The sequence below is a fragment of the Pseudomonas svalbardensis genome (assembly GCF_030053115.1).
GTDB lineage: Bacteria > Pseudomonadota > Gammaproteobacteria > Pseudomonadales > Pseudomonadaceae > Aquipseudomonas > Aquipseudomonas svalbardensis.
The window spans coordinates 5,243,179-5,258,502 of record NZ_CP125619.1; the positions used below are offsets into that span (position 1 = coordinate 5,243,179).

A 15,324-nucleotide genomic window follows, 5' to 3' on the forward strand; every position below is an offset into this window, starting at 1 on the left:
GATAGCGTCAGTGGCAGCACCGCATGAACATCAGGATTTCTTGGCTTTCTCGTACAGCGGCATGACTTTCGGAATCGCCGCTTGCAACGAAGCAACCCGACTGGCCGACGCCGGGTGCGTGCTCATGAACTCTGGCGGCGAACCTTGCGAAGCCTTGCTCATCTTGTTCCACAAGGTGATCGCCGCGTTCGGGTTGTAGCCGGCGCGAGCAGCCAGTTCCAGGCCGATCAGGTCCGCCTCGTTTTCATTGGAGCGACTGTTGGGCAAGGTCATGCCGTAGTTGGCCACGGTATCCGCCAGCGCCAGGCTGTCCTGACCCAGACCGAACAAGGCACCGGCGCCCTGCTTGGCCATTTCGATGCCGTAAGCCTTGGACATCGCTTCACGACCATGCTCGCGCAGGGCGTGGGCGATTTCGTGGCCCATGATCGCGGCGATTTCATCGTCGGTCAGTTTTAGGCTGTCGATCAGGCCGGTGTAGAAAATGATCTTGCCGCCAGGCCCACAGTTGGCATTGAGTTCGTCGCTCTTGATCAGGTTGACCTCCCACTTCCACTGGGCCGAATCTGGTCGAAAAATCGGCGCCTGGGCAATCAGCCGGTCGGCAATGGCCTGGACACGTTTGGCCTCGCTACTGGTCTTGTCCAGCACGCCTTTACTGCTCGCCTCGCCGACTGTCTTTTGATAAGACTGGGCGTACATCTGATTAACCTGATCGGTCGACAGCATGCTGAACATGTACTGTTTGCGCTCAACGCCCACCGCGCCACCGCTGGTGGTGTTGACCGACTGACAACCCGCGAGCAGCAGACCTGCGCTCAGCGCACACACAACCAATGTCTTATTCATCAAAAATTTCCCTGAAAACATGCCGGTTATCCTAGGCGGTGAATTGTATTGGCGCCAGATACAACAGAGGTGTAGACGCACATTTCAGACAAAGCTCTCATGACCGTAGGAAAAAATTCACCTAACAGCGCCCACCGCGGTCGATAACGGCCCGTAATGATTCATTTGCGACATTAACGCCTACAAAACAGCCAATTCGCCAAACCCCGCTCATGGCCATCGACACCCCTGCCGATACAGCACCGCAGACGTCCTCTTGCGTGCGGAGCACCCATGAAATTCAAGTCGATCCAGTTTTCCGTGGCGGCCCTCGCCGGCGCCATCATTCTTAGTGTCGTGGCAGCTCTGGTGCTGTACGCGTTGTTTTCCGGCGCACGGACACAAGACATGGTCCAGCAGCGGACCCAGGCACAATTCGAGCAAGTCATCGAACAACGCCTGACGTCACTGGCGCAAACCCAGGTCAGCCAGATCCAGCGCGAGCTCGAAGCGCCACTGCTGATTGCCGGCGGACTGGTGCGAGTCAATGCATTGATCGGTACCCCGGGCGCCGATGGCCAGCCACAGTTGAGCCTGAGCCGTGAGCAATTGATCAGCCTGATTAAGGAAAACGTCACTAAGAACCCGAAAATTCTCGGCACCTACGTCGGCTGGGAAAAAAACGCCCTCGATCACAACGATGCGGCCTACGTCGACACCAAGATTGTCGGCATCGACGCCAGCAACGGCCGCTTCCTGCCGTGGTGGTTCCGCAACGAAGACGGCAGCCTTGGCCTGGATAAACTGGTGGACGTCGACGACCAGAAAACCCTGTCCACCGGCGTGCGCGCCAGCGAGTACTACCTGTGCTCGAAAGAAACCAAAAAATCCTGCGTGATCGATCCGGCGCCTTACAAGGTCGGCGACAAGATCGTCATGCTCGCCTCCTTTATTGAACCGATCATGCTCAACGGGGCCTTCCAGGGCATCGTCGGCGCCGACCTCTCGGTGAACTTCATCCAGGAAATGCTCCTCGGCGCGAATCAGAAGTTGTACAGCGGCGCTGGTGAAATGGCCCTGATTGGCGGCAACAGCCGGATCGTTGCCTACACCAAGGACCCGAGCAAATTCGGTGAGAAAGTCAGCGACATCCTCGACAGCCAGCAGATCGCCAACATGGCCAATCTCAAGCGCGGTGAAGTCACCTACACCGTCGACAAGGCCCAGGGCCGGATCGAGTTGTACCTGCCATTCGGCATCGGCCAGACCGACGCTCGCTGGACCCTCATGCTGCAACTGCCGTTGAACGCGGTGATGGCCGACCTGCAAAAACTTCAGACCGATCTGGACGCTCAGCGCAAGTCCGACACCTTTGGCATGGCCATGGTCGGTTTGTTGATCGCCGGTATCGGTTTGCTGGTGATCTGGCTGGTGGGCCACGGCATTGCCCGGCCGCTGAAGCAGATGGTTGCCATGCTCGACGACATCGCTCAGGGCGAAGGTGACCTGACTCGACGCCTGACCAGCGACCGCGCCGACGAACTGGGCTCAATCGCCAAAGGCTTCAACACATTCCTGGCCAAGTTGCAGGTGATGATCACCCAGGTGGTGACTTCGGTGCAGAGCGTCAGCGACTCGTCGGAACACACCGCCGACATCGCCATCCGCACCAACATCGGCGTGCACAAGCAAATGGCCGAGATCGATCAGGTGGCCACGGCGGTGCACGAAATGACCGCCACCGCCCAGGACGTGGCGCGCAACGCGACCCAGGCTGCGCAAGCCGCCAGTCATGCGGATCAGGCAGCGGCGCAAGGCATGCAAATCGTCCGCGATACGTCGAACTCGATTGGCGTGCTGGCGATAGAAATCGGCAAGGCTGTCGGCGTGGTGCAAACCTTGGCCAAGGACAGCGAGAACATCAATGCGATCCTGACGGCCATTCGCGGGATCGCCGAACAGACCAACCTGCTGGCCTTGAACGCTGCCATCGAAGCGGCCCGCGCTGGCGAACAGGGACGCGGTTTTGCGGTGGTAGCCGATGAAGTGCGCAACCTGGCGCAGAAGACTCAGAAAGCCACTGAAGAAATTCAGACCATGATTCAGCAGCTGCAACAAGGCACACGTGATGTGGTGCGTGTGATGGAGGACAGTCAGAACCGTACCGACGAAAGCGTGCAGCACGCGGCGAAAGCGGCCGAGGCGCTGGAGACGATTACTCAGGCGGTGTCAGTGATCAACGACATGAACACCCAGATTGCCAGTGCGGCTGAGGAACAGAGTGCGGTGGCTGACGACATTAATCGGAACGTGATCAACATTGGGCAAGTGGCCAATGAAGTGGCCGGCGGGGCGGATGAATCGAGTGCGGCGAGTGCGGATCTGACCAAGTTGGCTGAACAGCAGCGGCGGTTGATTAATCAGTTCAAGGTCTGAAGAGCGCCCTCACCCTAACCCTCTCCCAGAGGGAGAGGGGACTGACCGAGGTGTATGGCGCTATCCATCGACCTGAAATATCGAGTCGAACTCAAGTTTTGAAAGTGACAAAGATCGGCTCCCTTTCCCCCTCTCCCCTCTGGGGAGAGGGCTGGGGTGAGGGGTGGCTTTTGAACCAGACACAGACCTCAACCCGGAGTAAGACACTCCGGCCCATTAAGCTTCGGATCATTCACCAGATTCGCCAACACCCGCTCGCGCAACGCCGCGGGTTCACTGGCGAGCAACGCTTGCAAGGCATGCAACGGCGTTTCGGGATTGAGCCACGCCTCCTGCCCCGCCGCATCGAGAATCAACGGCCGACGCTGACTCGCCGCCGGTTGCGTGATCACCGCTGTACTCAGCCACACCTGCTCCTGCACTGGATACGCTTCCCAAATCGCCGCAAAGAACAGCGTCGAGCCCTCACCCGGTGTCAGCCAATACGGACGCTTGCGTGTGGTGCCGCGCCATTCGTAAAAACCATTGGCCGGCAGCAGGCAACGGCGCTCGCGCAGGGCCTGGCGAAACATCGGTTGTTCGGCAACGGTTTCGGCCCGGGCATGGGCCGGTGTGCGGGACAGGTCGGTCAGCCACGGCGGCGTCAACCCCCAACGCGCTCGGGCCAACTCACGCTGACTGTCAACACCCGCGCGCAGCATCAACACCGAATCGTTGGGAGAAATATTCCACTGGGCCTGCTGATCGGCGGGGAAGCCGGGCAGGGCCGCGAAGGCGGGGTTCCAGCGAAACAGGGCATAACGTCCACACATGGGGCAACACGACTCTAAATAAAACGAACGCCAGCCTAACAGACCAGCGTGCCGGGAAAACTTTCCGGTTCGTCGCCGGGCAGTGGAAGCGCGGCATTGTACGCGGTGATCAGCTCCCGGGCGTATTCGGCCTGGTCGTTATCCACCGACAAGCCCAGCAAGCCGTAAATCGGCAGTTCGCCGCTTCCACCGAGCAAATCACGCCCCACCAGATGCGCTTCGATGCCCTCGCTGGCCAGCATGCCTTGCAGCAACTCACCTTCCATCAGGTTTTCAGGCTCGTAGATTCGCTGCATAGACGCCCCTCACTCATTTTCGCTGAACACTTCGAGATGCCATTCCTCTCCGTGAACCTGCAACACAAACGTTATCGGCCGACAGCACACCTGACAGTCCTCGATATAGGTCTGATCGCCCCCGGACAGATCCACAGACGTCTCAACCTCCTCACCACAATACGGACATTCATACTGCGCAGTTTCCAGCATCGCGGTCTCCCAGGTGACTTGTGCGTATAATCGCCGGTCTATTTGCAGGGCTATTTTTGTCTGGCTGACTTTTCAGACCGTGCCCCGTTGGTTTTCGATCAAAACCTTTACTTACCCTAGCCGTTTCTAACAAGAGAGCATGATGGGCGAATTCGATGCCATCCGACCTTACAATGACAGCGAAGTCCCGGCAGTGCTGGACCGGCTGCTCGGCGACAAGGCGTTTCTAGATATCCTCATCCACTTCCGCTTCCCGCGTTTTGCCGGCGCTTTCGGCTGGATGCTCAAACCTCTTATAGCTCATCGGCTGCGCCGTGAGTTCGCCGGCGTTACGTCGGTGGCCACGTTGCAGGATAAAGTCGAGATGTACGTCGACCACACCATCGAGCGAGCCACGGACGGTGTGACGTACACCGGCGTCGAGCAGTTCAAGTCCGGCAGCGCTTACTTGTTCATTGCCAACCACCGCGACATCGTGATGGACCCGGCCTTCGTCAACTACGCCGTGTACCACGCCGGCCTGCCGACACCGCGCATCGCGATCGGCGACAACCTGCTGCAAAAGCCCTTCGTCAGCGATCTGATGCGCCTGAACAAGAGCTTCATCGTGCATCGTTCGATCGCCGGTCGACGCGAGAAGATGGCGGCGTATCAACTGCTGTCGGCCTACATCAACCACTCGATCCGCAAGGATTGCGCCTCGATCTGGATCGCCCAGGCCGAAGGCCGGGCCAAGGATGGCGACGACCGCACCGAGTCGGCCATCCTTAAGATGTTCCACATGAGCCGCAAGGACGAGCCGTTCGGCGAAGTCATTCAGTCGTTGAACCTCACCCCGGTGTCGATCAGCTATGAATACGACCCGTGCGATCAAGCCAAGGCGCGCGAGCTGTTCATCCGCGCCACCACCGGCAGCTACACCAAAGTGCCGGGCGAGGACGATGTGAGCATCGCCAAGGGCATCACCGGCTACAAGGGCCGCGTGCATGTGAACTTCGCCTCGCCGATCACCGAGCTGTTCGACGACACCAAGCAATTGGCGATCGAGATGGACCGGCAGATCCTCGGCGGCTACCGCCTGTTCCCGGTGCACTACCTGGCCTACGCCCAGTGGAAAGACGCCGACCCGCAATTGCAGGTGCCGAAAGCCGCTGAGGTGTTTGCAGCGGATGAACTGGCCAAGGCTCAGGAGCAATGGCAACAGCGTCTGGACGCGTGCCCTGAGGAGCATCGTCCGTTCATGGTCCTGCAATACGCGACGCCGGTGCGCAATCAGTACCGTGTGAAAGCAGGATTGCCGCTGTAACGTTTTTGGCGGGATACGACAACGGCGCCCTCGGGCGCCGTTTTCATTGCTGCGTATTTTGCTGTCAGAAGCGTGTACTGATCCACGACACCAGCAGCGCCAATCCCAGGCAGGCAAAACCGAATCGATAAAAAAACCGGTTCATGCGCAAGGTCGCCCCATCCAGCATCAACGTCGGTTCATCGATACGACGGCTCTGGCCTTGCGCTTCGAGAATGGCCAACGCGCGCTGTTCGCGGCGGCGAGTGGCATGCAGCAACCAGCCGCCCGGAAAGGCAAACAACAAGGCCAACAGGTTGATCAACTTGGCGGGATGGTTGGTAAACAGCGAAATCAAATGCAACGACATCACGGACCTCAGCAAAACAGGTGTGGCAGACGCCGAACCGACGACCGCGGCGCGAATTCTACTGAAAGCCTCGCCTCGTGCCCTTGCTTTCCGACAAGTAACGAACCATTTGACCGATTCCTGTCCTGTGTCACGGCGCCGTCATCTGAATACGCCAGTCTGGCGCCCCTCGAAACCGACACGGAAACCGTCATGTTGCACGCCGAAAACCAGGATCGCCTCTACCTCATTGCTCAAAGCGACGAACAACAAAACCTCGTTGGCAGCCTCGCCTTCAACGTCCAGGACCGCCACTGGCTGGTGTATTGCGCATTGGGTGGGCATCAGCATTCGGATTTGCCAGAGACGGATTTGCTGACAGGCGTGAGTGTTCTGGATTTTTACTCCGAAGCAGCATGACACCGCTGCCCCCCTGTGGGAGTAGTCCCACCAAAAATCAGCAAGCATGAAAAAGCCCGGGGCCATTGCTGGCAACCGGGCTTTTTTGAATCCAGCGAATGTTTATTCGCCGAGAATCTGACCAATCGTCGGATCCTTGAACAGACGCGTCAACGCATCGCTCAGCACATCACTGACCAGCTTGGTATTGGTTTCCTGATTCGGCGCCATACCAAAACGTTGATCCAGGGACGCACCGTAACGCCCGCTGTAACGACGATTGGCATTCTGCACATCGGAGCGGAACGTCGCGCCGATGGTGGCCTCAGTCACGTACATGCCTTCTTTAGGCGACTGATACTTCAGCTCGGCCAGGGTCACGGTTATTTGCGGTGCATTCGGTGCATTGTTGGTTGGCGTAAAACCCAGCAACCGCACGGCCGCTTCGGCCTGAGCCTGCAACTTCGGCAGAATTTGCGCGCCCTGCACGGTGATCGCGCTGGTCTCAGGGTACAGGCCACCACGGGTGCCCAAAGTCGGCGACGGACGACCGTCCACCACACGCACCACCACCGGTTGACCATGACCGACCGGTGCCAGCTGAGTCGTCAGCTTGGGTTCCGGATTCAGTTGTTGCGGGCTGTGGGCGCAGCCGACCAGCGTCAAACTGGTCACAGTGATCAAACCGAACAACAGGCGTTGCAACATGCTCTTTTCTCCAGAATCAGGCACAAACAGGCCGGCAGTATAGCGGTGCGCCACTGCGGCTAACCAGCACCCCACAGTGAATACTGAAATGTCTGACAAACCCTTGGGAAGCCGGTTCCTGTCACACAGATGTCATCGCCCATACACTTTCACGTCACGGCTCGCTGGCAACCTTCACAGCAGTCACCCCACAAGGTACTTCGCCATGCGCTATCTCATCTCGCTGTTCAACCCACGTCCTCTGCATCGCTGCTTCGCCCTGCTCGACCGTAACGGCCACTGCCAGGCATTCAAACAGTGCAGCCTCCAGCCGATGGGTGATGACTGGGTCGAAATCGAAGAAATCCGTCTCAACTGGTTACACCATCCCCTGCCCCCTAGCGCCCGTGTCAGCCAGCGCCAGCCACGTGCGCGGGCTCAACATCTGTTGACCACCTGACCGAACACCTAATAAAAGTCATTAAACACGACCATTTCCCTACGTTTCTTCGCTACAATCTCCCCCCGATTATAAGGACGTCTCCTGATCGGGCCTCGCAGCATCGTCAATGCGCTTGTATTGACACCCCGCACCGCCCACAGAGAGCCGCCCACACAGATCGAGTGAAGCTGGCGCGCTTGCTGTTCCTTGAGCAAAACCCCCACTTTTCGCGAATCTGCAGAGCTGTCATTACGCTCGGTTACTGAGCTGTTTGCCCGTTTTGCCTGTCATGTATCCCATGGCGGCAATCCATCCGGGCACGGTGCCAGGCTGGGGCAGCCCTTTTTTGAGGTTCACGTCTTCAAAAGAGCGTGAAAAAAACGGGTTTTCACAACTTCACAAGAGTGTGGCGAGCAAATGAATAGTTTTGCGTCTGAATATGCACCATTAGCGTCTGAAACAGCCCAACGACACAGGACCGAGTACGCCTCGAACACCGGATCCTGAAGCCTGTCCTCTACGGATTTGGTTGCACAAACGGATGTATCGACCATAAGTCGAATTGCCAGCCGCGCGTTGAAGTGAGTTCATGTAACTCTTTTAGACCCGGCCGGTAGCGTCCGTCGAAGTTGCGAAAAATTGCGAAGATTCGGACATGGCGATACTGCCATGGGTACCTGGGGCATCACTGACACGCCCCTGAACGCCTGGCAGCCATGCCGACAATTTGGTGCTGCAGATTTTGGAGACGCGTTAAATGGCGCATAACGAAGCAGTCGACGTAGTACTGGTTGGGGCCGGCATCATGAGTGCCACCCTCGCTGTACTGCTCAAAGAGCTCGACCCCGCGATCAAGCTGGAAGTCGTCGAGTTGATGGATTCCGGTGCCGCGGAGAGTTCGAACCCGTGGAACAACGCCGGTACCGGTCACGCCGGGCTGTGTGAGCTCAACTACACGCCGCAGGCCGCCGACGGCACCGTCGACATCAAGAAAGCCGTGCACATCAACACCCAGTTCGAGGTGTCGAAGCAGTTCTGGTCCTACCTGACCAGGAAAAGCACCTTCGGCTCGTGCAAGACGTTCATCAGCCCGGTGCCGCACCTGAGCTTCGTCCAGAGTGACGATGGCGTTTCCTTCCTCAAGGAACGCTTCAAGACGCTGAGCAAGCACCACGCCTTCTCGGACATGGAATACACCGAAGACAAGGCCACCATGGCCGAGTGGATGCCGCTGATGATGCCTGGCCGGCCGGCCGACGAAGTCGTCGCCGCCACCCGCGTCATGAACGGCACCGACGTCAACTTCGGCGCCCTGACCAATCAACTGCTCAAGCACCTGACCAGCGCACCCGATGCCCAGGTCAAGTACTGCAAGCGCGTGACCGGCCTCAAGCGTAACGGCAGTGGCTGGACCGTCAGCATCAAGGACGTCAACAGCGGCAATTCCCGTGACGTCGACGCGAAATTCGTGTTCCTCGGTGCTGGCGGCGCGGCACTGCCGCTGCTGCAAGCTTCGGGCATCGAAGAAAGCAAAGGCTTCGGCGGCTTCCCGATCAGCGGCCAGTGGCTGCGTTGCGACAACCCGGAAGTGGTCAAACACCACCAGGCCAAGGTTTACAGCCAGGCGGCCGTGGGTTCGCCACCGATGTCGGTGCCGCACCTGGACACCCGCGTCGTCGATGGCAAGAAGTCCCTGCTGTTCGGACCTTACGCCGGTTTCACCACCAAGTTCCTCAAGCACGGCTCCTTCATGGACCTGCCGATGTCGGTTCGCGCCGGCAACATCGGCCCGATGCTGGCCGTGGCGAAAAACAACATGGACCTGACCAAGTACCTGGTCAGCGAAGTGATGCAGTCGATGGAACAGCGTCTGGATTCCCTGCGTCGCTTCTACCCTGAAGCGAAAGCCGAAGACTGGCGCCTGGAAGTGGCCGGCCAACGGGTGCAGATCATCAAGAAAGACCCGAAAAAGGGCGGCGTTCTGCAGTTCGGTACCGAACTGGTCGCGGCCAAGGACGGTACGCTTGCTGCCCTGCTCGGCGCTTCGCCAGGTGCGTCGGTGACCGTTTCGATCATGCTTGAGCTGATCGAGAAATGCTTCCCGAACAAAACTTCTGGTGAATGGGCTGCCAAGCTCGCGGAAATCTTCCCGGCTCGGGAAAAAGTTCTGGAAACCGACGCTGCGCTGTATCGCAAGATCAATGTGCAGAACAACGTCGCGCTGGAACTGGTTGAAGCCAGCAACGAGACCGAAAGCTACGCTTGATTCGGCCGCATAAAAAACGCCCCGTTCTTATTGAGAGCGGGGCGTTTTTTTGTGCCTTTAAAAGATCTTAACCGCGAGCCTTTTCGATCAGTTCGATGTACTCGGCCGCGTTGCGCTGATCCTTGATCAGGGCGACGAAGTCGTTGCCGTGCTCATCCTTGCCGTCCAGATCCAGACCGGCTTCGACGAAAAACGTCAGAAAACGCCCGAAGTCATCGATGCGCAGGCCGCGGTAGGCCTTGATCAGTTTGTGCAGCGACGGCGACGTGGCGTCGACCGGTTCGAAATCGAGGAACAGCTTGATCTGCTCATCGCCGATCTCGTCACCAATCACTTGCTTCTTATCTTTACGCATTGCCGACTCCAGCTCGCAGACATTTCACGGGACGGGCAGTTTACCCCTCCGCGGGCATAGGGCTCAACGCGGACGAACGCTGCCTGTGTGCAGATCGGCCCAGACATGGCCGTTGGCGTAGCTGAGGAACTGGCAATACACCGTGTCATTGCGCAACAAGTCGATCACCACCCGGTACTGGGCCATCGGGTAAAACAGCGTCAAGGTTTTGCTTTTGTCGTCGTAGATCGGCTTTTTCAGGCTTTTGCTTTCGCCATCGAAATTGACCAGCACCTGGTTGATGGTCGCGCCCTTGTTCAAGGATTTGCCCTTGAGACGGATCAGCAACGGTGAGGTCACCGGAATCGGCTGCTGGTTTGACTGGCGTTGACTGCCGACCACCACCGAGTACTCGGTGACCTGCAACAGCTGTTGCTGCTCGGGCTCCGCGTCACGCAGGGTCAAGTCATCGGGGGGCAGGAACTGCGCGTGCATCGGCGCCGGGGCGGCAGCCAGAGGCAGGCTGACGGTCAGCAACAGGGCGACGCAGCTGCGGATCAAAAGGCTCATGACAGGCTCCCAAGACGAGGCCGAGCACTGTAGCAGCTGCCGAAGGCTGCGTCCGGCTGCGCAGCAGTCGTAAAACAGGCAATGCGTTTTTTCAGTTAAACCGTGGGTTCAGATTCTACGGCTTCTGCGCAGCCGGACGCAGGCTGCGCCAGCTGCTACAGAAATCTGATTATCAATCGAACTGCGCGCGCATCCACGCGTGATACTCGGCCACACCCGGCTCGCCTTCGCGCGGTGCCCAGTGCGCAAGCTCACCCTCACCGACCGGGCGATAAGGGCCAGCCTTGCATTCGAACATCAGGCTGTCGGCTTCCAGTACCACCAGACCATGGAACACACCGGTCGGCAGATCCACGCCAACACAATCGCCACCGGCCTGCAGAATCTGTTTTTTCAGCACGGCGCCCGACTCATCGAAAATCAACAGGCCAAGCCGCCCCTTGAGGACCAGCAAGGTTTCGGCTTTGTTATCGCCCAGATGGCGGTGAGGCGGGATGTAGGTGTTCGGCTGCAACCCTACGGCCATGCGATGACAAGCGTCTTCCATCTGATGGAAGTTGTGATGCTGACGTCCGCGAGGATTGGCTGCGGCTTTCTCGGCCAATTCAGCGAACAGGGTTTGATCGAGAAAGCTCGGAGCGGTCATGTTCTTACATTCCTTTAACAGCAAAAATCCCGTTGGCGTTACGCCAGTAGCCTTTGTAATCCATGCCGTAACCGAAGATGTAACGGTCGATGCATGGCAGGCCGACGAAGTCGGCTTTCAGGTCCGGGCGAGCCTTGCGGTCGTGGTCCTTGTCGATCAGCACGGCGGTGTGCACAGCACGGGCGCCGGCGTGTTTGCAGAAGTCGATGATCGCGCCCAGGGTGTGACCTTCGTCGAGGATGTCGTCGATGATCAGCACGTCACGGTCGATGAACGACACTTCCGGCTTGGCTTTCCAGAACAGATCGCCGCCGCTGGTTTCGTTGCGATAACGAGTGGCGTGCAGGTAGGACGCTTCCAGCGGGAAGTTCAGATAGGTCAGCAGCTTGCCGGAAAAAATCAGCCCGCCGTTCATCACGCAGAACACCACCGGATTGCTTTCAGCCATCTGATCGTTGATTTGTGCACCGACACGGGCGATGGCCGCCTCGACTTCAGCTTCGGTGTACAGGCAGTCAGCCTCTCGCATGATTTGACGGATATGCTCGAGATCAGCAGACATGGCGCTCTCCAGGGGGGGGGACGGACTGAGGAAAAGCGGGCAAAGGTACGCATCCCTCACGGCCAGATCAAGCGTTTATGGACTAACGTACTCTATGTCTATAGGACAACACCCTCGGATAGATTAATCTAGGCCGGTTTTTTTGCCCGCCGCCGGAGCCTTTCCCATGCCCATCCTCGAGATCCGCCATCCGCTGATCCGCCATAAACTCGGCCTTATGCGCCGCGCCGACATCAGCACGAAGAATTTCCGTGAGCTCGCTCAGGAAGTCGGTGCCCTGCTGACTTATGAAGCCACCAAAGACCTGCCGCTGGAAAGCTACGACATCGAAGGCTGGTGCGGCACGGTGTCGGTCGAGAAAATCGCCGGCAAGAAAATTACCGTGGTGCCGATCCTGCGCGCCGGTATCGGCATGCTCGAAGGCGTGCTGAGCCTGATCCCGGGCGCCAAAGTCAGCGCCGTGGGTGTGGCTCGCAACGAACAAACCTTGCAGGCCCACACCTACCTGGAAAAACTGGTTCCGGAAATCAACGAGCGCCTGGCGATGATCATCGACCCGATGCTCGCTACCGGCAGCTCCATGGTCGCGACCATCGACCTGCTGAAAAAAGCCGGTTGCCGGGATATCCGCGCGATGGTGCTGGTGGCTGCCCCTGAAGGCATTGCCGCCGTAGAAAAGGCTCACCCGGACGTGACCATCTACACCGCTTCCATTGACGAGAGACTGAACGAACACGGTTACATCATCCCAGGCCTGGGCGATGCCGGTGACAAGATCTTCGGCACCAAGCAGAAGGACGCTTGAGCATGCAGCAAGAGTTCAACGATCCGCTCTGGCGCACGGTGCTGTCGGGTGCGCAGATGCTGTTCGTGGCCTTCGGCGCCCTGGTGTTGATGCCGCTGATTACCGGCCTCGACCCGAACGTGGCGCTGTTCACCGCAGGCCTGGGGACGATTCTGTTCCAGATCGTCACCGGGCGTCAGGTGCCGGTGTTCCTGGCGTCAAGCTTTGCCTTCATCACCCCGATCATTCTCGCCAAGGGCCAGTTCGGTCTCGCGGCGACCATGGGCGGTGTGATGGCGGCCGGTTTCGTCTACACCTTCCTCGGCCTTGCGGTGAAGATCAAAGGCACCGGTTTCATTGACCGTCTGCTGCCACCAGTGGTGATTGGTCCGGTGATTATCTCCATCGGCCTGGCCATGGCGCCAATCGCCGCCAACATGGCGATGGGCAAGGCTGGCGACGGCACCGAACTGATTCATTATCAGACGGCAATGCTGATCTCGATGCCAGCGCTGCTGACCACCCTGATCGTCGCGGTATTCGGTAAAGGCATCTTCCGCCTGGTACCGATCATCTCCGGCGTGCTGGTGGGTTTTGCGATGGCGTTCTATTTCGGCGTCGTTGATACCGCGAAAATTGCCGCTGCACCGTGGTTTGCGATCCCGCACTTCACCGCGCCGGAATTCAACTGGCAGGCGATTCTGTTCATCGTGCCGGTGGCCCTGGCTCCCGCCATCGAGCACATCGGCGGCGTGATCGCTGTCGGTAGCGTGACCGGTCGCGATTACCTGAAGAAACCCGGCCTGCACCGCACCCTGCTCGGCGATGGCATTGCCACCACCGCAGCCGGCCTGTTTGGCGGTCCACCCAACACCACCTATGCCGAAGTGACGGGCGCGGTGATGCTGACCAAGAACTACAACCCGAAGATCATGACCTGGGCGGCAATATTCGCCATCAGCCTGGCGTTCGTCGGCAAATTCGGCGCGCTGCTGCAAAGCATTCCAGTGCCGGTGATGGGCGGAATTCTGTGCCTGTTGTTCGGTTCGATCGCGGCGGTGGGCATGAACACGCTGATTCGCCACAAGATCGACCTGGGCGAAGCGCGCAATCTGGTGATTGTCTCGGTAACCCTGGTGTTCGGGATTGGCGGCGTCCTGGTCGGCACCGGCACAGGGCCGGACGACTTCGGCCTTAAAGGCATCGCGCTGTGCGCGGTGACGGCGATTGCACTGAACCTGTTGCTGCCGGGTAATGACAGCTGGAAGCACAAGAAGGCAAATGAATCGTTGCTGTAACGGCTTGAGATCTTTGCTGCCAGTTAGATTGCTTTCGCGAGCAGGCTCGCTCCCACAGGTTTTGTGATCGACGCCGATCCAATGTGGGAGCGAGCCTGCTCGCGAAGCTTTTAAAGCGCCAGCGGCGCTCGCTCGCACAACGAGCTCAACGCCCGCGCCCACTGCGGATCGTCGTTGAGACACGGCACCAGCACCAACTCCTCCCCTCCCGCCTCGTGGAACTGCTCTTTGCCGCGATCACCGATCTCTTCCAGCGTCTCAATGCAATCGGCGACGAATGCCGGGCACATCACCAGCACTTTCTTCACGCCCATTCCAGCCAACTCATCGAGGCGTGCTTCGGTGTAGGGTTCAATCCACTTCGCCCGGCCCAGACGCGACTGGAACGACACCGACCACTTGCCGTCCGCCAAGCCCATGCGCTTGGCAAACTCGGAGGCGGTGCGAAGGCATTGGGCGCGGTAACAGGTGGCCAACACTTCGGGGGATGCGTTCTTGCAGCAGTCTTCATTCTTGAAGCAATGCTGCCCGGTCGGATCGAGCTTGGTCAGGTGCCGCTCCGGCAAACCGTGAAAACTCAGCAGCAGGTGATCGTGATGCTGTTCCAAATAGGGCTTGGCACTGGCGACCAGCGCATCGAGGTATTCCGGCTGATCGTAGAACGGCTGGAGAATCGAGAACTGTACGTCGAGCTTCTTCTCGCGCACCACTCGTTTGGCTTCTTCGATTACCGTAGTCACGGTGCTGTCAGCGAACTGTGGATAAAGCGGCGCGAGAGTGATTTTTTTGTGGCCCTGGGCGGCCAGCTGCACCAATTTCGACTCAATCGACGGTTCACCGTAACGCATCGCCAGCTCCACCGGTCCGTGGGTCCACTGGGCTGTCATGGCCTGTTGCAGGCGACGGCTGAGCACCACCAACGGCGAGCCCTCCTCCCACCAGATCGAGGCGTAGGCGTGGGCAGACTGCTCCGGGCGCTTGAACAGGATCAGCGACACCAGCAAACGTCGCACCGGCCATGGCAGGTCGATCACATACGGGTCCATCAGAAATTGATTAAGGTAACTGCGCACATCCGCCACCGAGGTGGAGGCCGGTGAGCCCAGATTGACCAGAAGCAATGCGTGATCAGTCATGC

General features: G+C 58.8%; 18 protein-coding genes. 7 read left to right on the forward strand and 11 right to left on the reverse strand.

Annotated elements, in window-relative coordinates; all coding sequences use genetic code 11:
* Window positions 1-30: 30 nt before the first annotated feature.
* Window positions 31-849 carry a M48 family metallopeptidase gene (locus tag QFX16_RS24145; RefSeq protein ID WP_283181626.1) on the reverse strand — a complete coding sequence of 273 codons (819 nt, stop codon included), beginning with the start codon at window positions 847-849 and terminating at the stop codon, window positions 31-33.
* A 273-nt stretch (window positions 850-1,122) separates the two neighbouring features.
* On the opposite strand from QFX16_RS24145, the gene QFX16_RS24150 reads away from it, so the two are divergent.
* Window positions 1,123-3,264, forward strand: a complete 2,142-nt coding sequence (locus QFX16_RS24150) for a methyl-accepting chemotaxis protein (RefSeq protein WP_283181627.1) — start codon at window positions 1,123-1,125, stop codon at window positions 3,262-3,264.
* Between the two features lie 188 nt (window positions 3,265-3,452).
* Here the strand turns inward: QFX16_RS24150 and QFX16_RS24155 are convergent, their stop codons facing one another.
* From QFX16_RS24155 to QFX16_RS24165, 3 genes are read right to left on the reverse strand one after another with little or no spacing between them, the layout of a single operon-like run.
* Entirely contained in the window at window positions 3,453-4,076 is a 624-nt protein-coding gene (locus QFX16_RS24155; RefSeq protein ID WP_283181628.1) for an SOS response-associated peptidase, read from the reverse strand.
* 35 nt (window positions 4,077-4,111) lie between these two features.
* A complete protein-coding gene (locus QFX16_RS24160; RefSeq protein ID WP_283181629.1) occupies window positions 4,112-4,372 on the reverse strand; it encodes a putative signal transducing protein in 261 nt (86 codons plus the stop codon).
* Between the two features lie 9 nt (window positions 4,373-4,381).
* Window positions 4,382-4,564 carry a CPXCG motif-containing cysteine-rich protein gene (locus tag QFX16_RS24165; protein ID WP_283181630.1) on the reverse strand — a complete coding sequence of 61 codons (183 nt, stop codon included), beginning with the start codon at window positions 4,562-4,564 and terminating at the stop codon, window positions 4,382-4,384.
* 142 nt (window positions 4,565-4,706) lie between these two features.
* Between QFX16_RS24165 and QFX16_RS24170 the strand changes: the two genes are divergently transcribed.
* Window positions 4,707-5,870, forward strand: a complete 1,164-nt coding sequence (locus tag QFX16_RS24170; RefSeq protein WP_176471583.1) for a 1-acyl-sn-glycerol-3-phosphate acyltransferase — start codon at window positions 4,707-4,709, stop codon at window positions 5,868-5,870.
* A 64-nt stretch (window positions 5,871-5,934) separates the two neighbouring features.
* Here the strand turns inward: QFX16_RS24170 and QFX16_RS24175 are convergent, their stop codons facing one another.
* On the reverse strand, window positions 5,935-6,219 hold the full coding sequence (locus QFX16_RS24175; RefSeq protein ID WP_283181631.1) for a hypothetical protein: 285 nt from the start codon (window positions 6,217-6,219) through the stop codon (window positions 5,935-5,937).
* A gap of 192 nt (window positions 6,220-6,411) precedes the next feature.
* Between QFX16_RS24175 and QFX16_RS24180 the strand changes: the two genes are divergently transcribed.
* Window positions 6,412-6,618, forward strand: a complete 207-nt coding sequence (locus tag QFX16_RS24180; protein ID WP_283181632.1) for a hypothetical protein — start codon at window positions 6,412-6,414, stop codon at window positions 6,616-6,618.
* A gap of 102 nt (window positions 6,619-6,720) precedes the next feature.
* Here the strand turns inward: QFX16_RS24180 and QFX16_RS24185 are convergent, their stop codons facing one another.
* Entirely contained in the window at window positions 6,721-7,305 is a 585-nt protein-coding gene (locus QFX16_RS24185) for a YajG family lipoprotein (protein WP_150658977.1), read from the reverse strand.
* 205 nt (window positions 7,306-7,510) lie between these two features.
* Between QFX16_RS24185 and QFX16_RS24190 the strand changes: the two genes are divergently transcribed.
* On the forward strand, window positions 7,511-7,744 hold the full coding sequence (locus QFX16_RS24190; RefSeq protein WP_150658978.1) for a hypothetical protein: 234 nt from the start codon (window positions 7,511-7,513) through the stop codon (window positions 7,742-7,744).
* Window positions 7,745-8,483: 739 nt separating this feature from the next.
* Complete coding sequence (mqo, locus tag QFX16_RS24195) at window positions 8,484-9,992, forward strand: malate dehydrogenase (quinone) (protein WP_223429649.1); 1,509 nt, start codon at window positions 8,484-8,486, stop codon at window positions 9,990-9,992.
* Between the two features lie 67 nt (window positions 9,993-10,059).
* Here the strand turns inward: mqo and QFX16_RS24200 are convergent, their stop codons facing one another.
* The 4 genes from QFX16_RS24200 to QFX16_RS24215 all read right to left on the reverse strand — a co-directional run bounded on the left by QFX16_RS24200 (window position 10,060) and on the right by QFX16_RS24215 (window position 12,104).
* Window positions 10,060-10,347: a PA4642 family protein gene (locus QFX16_RS24200; RefSeq protein WP_008153397.1), complete on the reverse strand. Its 288-nt coding sequence runs from the start codon at window positions 10,345-10,347 to the stop codon at window positions 10,060-10,062.
* A 63-nt stretch (window positions 10,348-10,410) separates the two neighbouring features.
* Entirely contained in the window at window positions 10,411-10,896 is a 486-nt protein-coding gene (locus QFX16_RS24205) for a hypothetical protein (RefSeq protein WP_283181633.1), read from the reverse strand.
* A gap of 172 nt (window positions 10,897-11,068) precedes the next feature.
* Window positions 11,069-11,542 carry a WbuC family cupin fold metalloprotein gene (locus QFX16_RS24210; RefSeq protein ID WP_283181634.1) on the reverse strand — a complete coding sequence of 158 codons (474 nt, stop codon included), beginning with the start codon at window positions 11,540-11,542 and terminating at the stop codon, window positions 11,069-11,071.
* Between the two features lie 4 nt (window positions 11,543-11,546).
* Window positions 11,547-12,104, reverse strand: a complete 558-nt coding sequence (locus QFX16_RS24215) for a hypoxanthine-guanine phosphoribosyltransferase (RefSeq protein ID WP_283181635.1) — start codon at window positions 12,102-12,104, stop codon at window positions 11,547-11,549.
* A 166-nt stretch (window positions 12,105-12,270) separates the two neighbouring features.
* On the opposite strand from QFX16_RS24215, the gene upp reads away from it, so the two are divergent.
* Window positions 12,271-12,909 carry a uracil phosphoribosyltransferase gene (gene upp, locus QFX16_RS24220; protein ID WP_150658982.1) on the forward strand — a complete coding sequence of 213 codons (639 nt, stop codon included), beginning with the start codon at window positions 12,271-12,273 and terminating at the stop codon, window positions 12,907-12,909.
* Window positions 12,910-12,911: 2 nt separating this feature from the next.
* Complete coding sequence (locus tag QFX16_RS24225; RefSeq protein WP_076029807.1) at window positions 12,912-14,186, forward strand: uracil-xanthine permease family protein; 1,275 nt, start codon at window positions 12,912-12,914, stop codon at window positions 14,184-14,186.
* A gap of 110 nt (window positions 14,187-14,296) precedes the next feature.
* On the opposite strand, the gene hemH is transcribed toward QFX16_RS24225, so the two are convergent.
* Window positions 14,297-15,322, reverse strand: coding sequence for a ferrochelatase (hemH, locus tag QFX16_RS24230; protein WP_283181636.1), 1,026 nt, complete (start codon window positions 15,320-15,322; stop codon window positions 14,297-14,299).
* Between the last annotated feature and the right edge of the window lie 2 nt (window positions 15,323-15,324).

Excerpts from the sequence above, each read along its gene's own strand:
- upp (WP_150658982.1), top strand. The coding sequence starts at position 12,271 with ATGCCCATCCTCGAGATCCGCCATCCGCTGATCCGCCATAAACTCGGC.
- QFX16_RS24215 (WP_283181635.1), bottom strand. The coding sequence starts at position 12,104 with ATGTCTGCTGATCTCGAGCATATCCGTCAAATCATGCGAGAGGCTGAC.
- hemH (WP_283181636.1), bottom strand. The coding sequence starts at position 15,322 with ATGACTGATCACGCATTGCTTCTGGTCAATCTGGGCTCACCGGCCTCC.
- QFX16_RS24180 (WP_283181632.1), top strand. The coding sequence starts at position 6,412 with ATGTTGCACGCCGAAAACCAGGATCGCCTCTACCTCATTGCTCAAAGC.
- QFX16_RS24185 (WP_150658977.1), bottom strand. The coding sequence starts at position 7,305 with ATGTTGCAACGCCTGTTGTTCGGTTTGATCACTGTGACCAGTTTGACG.
- QFX16_RS24175 (WP_283181631.1), bottom strand. The coding sequence starts at position 6,219 with ATGTCGTTGCATTTGATTTCGCTGTTTACCAACCATCCCGCCAAGTTG.
- QFX16_RS24210 (WP_283181634.1), bottom strand. The coding sequence starts at position 11,542 with ATGACCGCTCCGAGCTTTCTCGATCAAACCCTGTTCGCTGAATTGGCC.
- QFX16_RS24155 (WP_283181628.1), bottom strand. The coding sequence starts at position 4,076 with ATGTGTGGACGTTATGCCCTGTTTCGCTGGAACCCCGCCTTCGCGGCC.
- QFX16_RS24200 (WP_008153397.1), bottom strand. The coding sequence starts at position 10,347 with ATGCGTAAAGATAAGAAGCAAGTGATTGGTGACGAGATCGGCGATGAG.
- QFX16_RS24145 (WP_283181626.1), bottom strand. The coding sequence starts at position 849 with ATGAATAAGACATTGGTTGTGTGTGCGCTGAGCGCAGGTCTGCTGCTC.
- QFX16_RS24160 (WP_283181629.1), bottom strand. The coding sequence starts at position 4,372 with ATGCAGCGAATCTACGAGCCTGAAAACCTGATGGAAGGTGAGTTGCTG.
- mqo (WP_223429649.1), top strand. The coding sequence starts at position 8,484 with ATGGCGCATAACGAAGCAGTCGACGTAGTACTGGTTGGGGCCGGCATC.
- QFX16_RS24190 (WP_150658978.1), top strand. The coding sequence starts at position 7,511 with ATGCGCTATCTCATCTCGCTGTTCAACCCACGTCCTCTGCATCGCTGC.
- QFX16_RS24170 (WP_176471583.1), top strand. The coding sequence starts at position 4,707 with ATGGGCGAATTCGATGCCATCCGACCTTACAATGACAGCGAAGTCCCG.
- QFX16_RS24150 (WP_283181627.1), top strand. The coding sequence starts at position 1,123 with ATGAAATTCAAGTCGATCCAGTTTTCCGTGGCGGCCCTCGCCGGCGCC.
- QFX16_RS24225 (WP_076029807.1), top strand. The coding sequence starts at position 12,912 with ATGCAGCAAGAGTTCAACGATCCGCTCTGGCGCACGGTGCTGTCGGGT.
- QFX16_RS24205 (WP_283181633.1), bottom strand. The coding sequence starts at position 10,896 with ATGAGCCTTTTGATCCGCAGCTGCGTCGCCCTGTTGCTGACCGTCAGC.
- QFX16_RS24165 (WP_283181630.1), bottom strand. The coding sequence starts at position 4,564 with ATGCTGGAAACTGCGCAGTATGAATGTCCGTATTGTGGTGAGGAGGTT.